The organism is Alteromonas sp. BMJM2 (assembly GCF_027257845.1).
Classification (GTDB): domain Bacteria; phylum Pseudomonadota; class Gammaproteobacteria; order Enterobacterales; family Alteromonadaceae; genus Alteromonas.
On the sequence record NZ_JAPVOT010000052.1, the window covers coordinates 1 to 1580 of the forward strand.

Consider the following 1580-nt stretch of genomic DNA (forward strand, 5'->3'; position numbering starts at 1 on the left):
AACACATATGAGCCTCCGGGCTGTCAATGAAAAAAGATAGCCCTTTGACCGCTATTTCAAGATCAATACCGTTGCCTTTTTAGAACTCGTTTACTTCGTCTGTCATGGTTGATGTTAGGCAAATTGCCTACGTCAAACACATATAGAGGCTCTTATTGTTGCTCTTTTCAATTCCTTTTGACTGGCAACGGCACTAGACATTCATCGGTTAACCTTCCTCTGTCCTATTCAAATCTAAGTGGCTGTATCGACCAGTTAGTATCAGGTTCAGTGAAGGTGTAAGCAAATTCGTAAAAAAGGAGTGATGCGCGACAGTGGCATGTCTAATCAAACCAACAGGTTTTGGTATATCGGTATACTTATCGATGCTGCTTTTTGCAGAGTACTGTGCGATAAGAAAGATACTCACCGTTGAACCAGTTAGACGTTTAAGCTCATGCCACTGCGCGACTTACCCGTTTAAAAACCGTTCTTCATCGAATACCTGCTGATTCTTCAACATGAAATACACACACCGACCTATCTTATGGGCCAGTGCAGACAAAGCTTTTGCCTTACTCATTCGTTTTTGAAGCTTAGCTAAATACCGCTTGGCGTTGTCATTACCTTTGAGATACAACACTGCTGCTTCACTAAATGCCCATTTCAAATGCGCATTGCCAATCTTATTGCCTTGTGTGCCGTGAGACTTACCGGCTGACTCCGCTTTACACTTTACTAGCCGAGAGTATGAAGCAAACTTCTGAACAGAAGGAAACCGCTTAACATCTCCGACTTCGTATAAAATGGTCAGCGCCAGAATTTTTCCTATGCCTGGAAACGATTTGAGAACATGTAAATCAGTTGCGCAATGGGTTTGTGCTTGAGTCTTTACGTAATGTTCAATTTTGTAGAGCTCGCTCACCATGGTTTCAATGATATTCAGGTTTAAATCCATACTCTTTTGCACCGCTTCATCTGGGAAGAAGTGGTGCATTTTCTCCCTATCAGGTGAATTGCGTAAATCTAAACGAGTTTCTAGCGCGGGCAAGTTATATTGACTGACGGTGCTGGCAACATGCGCTTTAAGCTGAGCACTCATTCTCATAATGTGGGTTCGGCGACGCAATGCATCGCGAATTGATCGGTGTTCTTTTGAATAAGCATGTGCGAGTGGGAAATTCCCTCCGCGCATTAGCTTCGCTATTTTCAACGCATCGATTTTATCGTTCTTCGTTTTTCCAGCATGAATCGCTTTCATGTAAAGCGCATGGCCAAGGATAAAGTCAATATTGTGCTCTTCACAAAAGTCGGACACCCAATACCAGCAGTGCATGCATTCCACACCGACAACGATATTGCCCAGAAATGGGGTTAGAAGCGTTAACAGCTTTTCGGGGGAGTCATCGATTTTTTGGTGAACAAGGATATTGTTTTCATTATCAATAATACAGACATAAAGCAGTCTTGTATGAAGATCGATTCCACAATAGTACGGATGTGTATTAGTATAAAAGTTCATTGAGTTTTCTCCCTTGGTTTGGTCGCCTATTAGGATAAACTTAGTTTATGCTGATAGGGAGGAGGCTCAATGATTATCA

Annotated in this window: 1 protein-coding gene; it reads right to left on the minus strand. The window is 42.3% G+C overall.

Features of this window, described 5'->3' with window-relative positions:
• Positions 1 to 451: 451 nt before the first annotated feature.
• The gene (locus O9X84_RS19465; protein WP_269521310.1) at positions 452 to 1501 is read right to left on the minus strand and encodes an IS110 family transposase; all 1050 of its coding nucleotides are present in this window, start codon (positions 1499 to 1501) and stop codon (positions 452 to 454) included.
• Between the last annotated feature and the right edge of the window lie 79 nt (positions 1502 to 1580).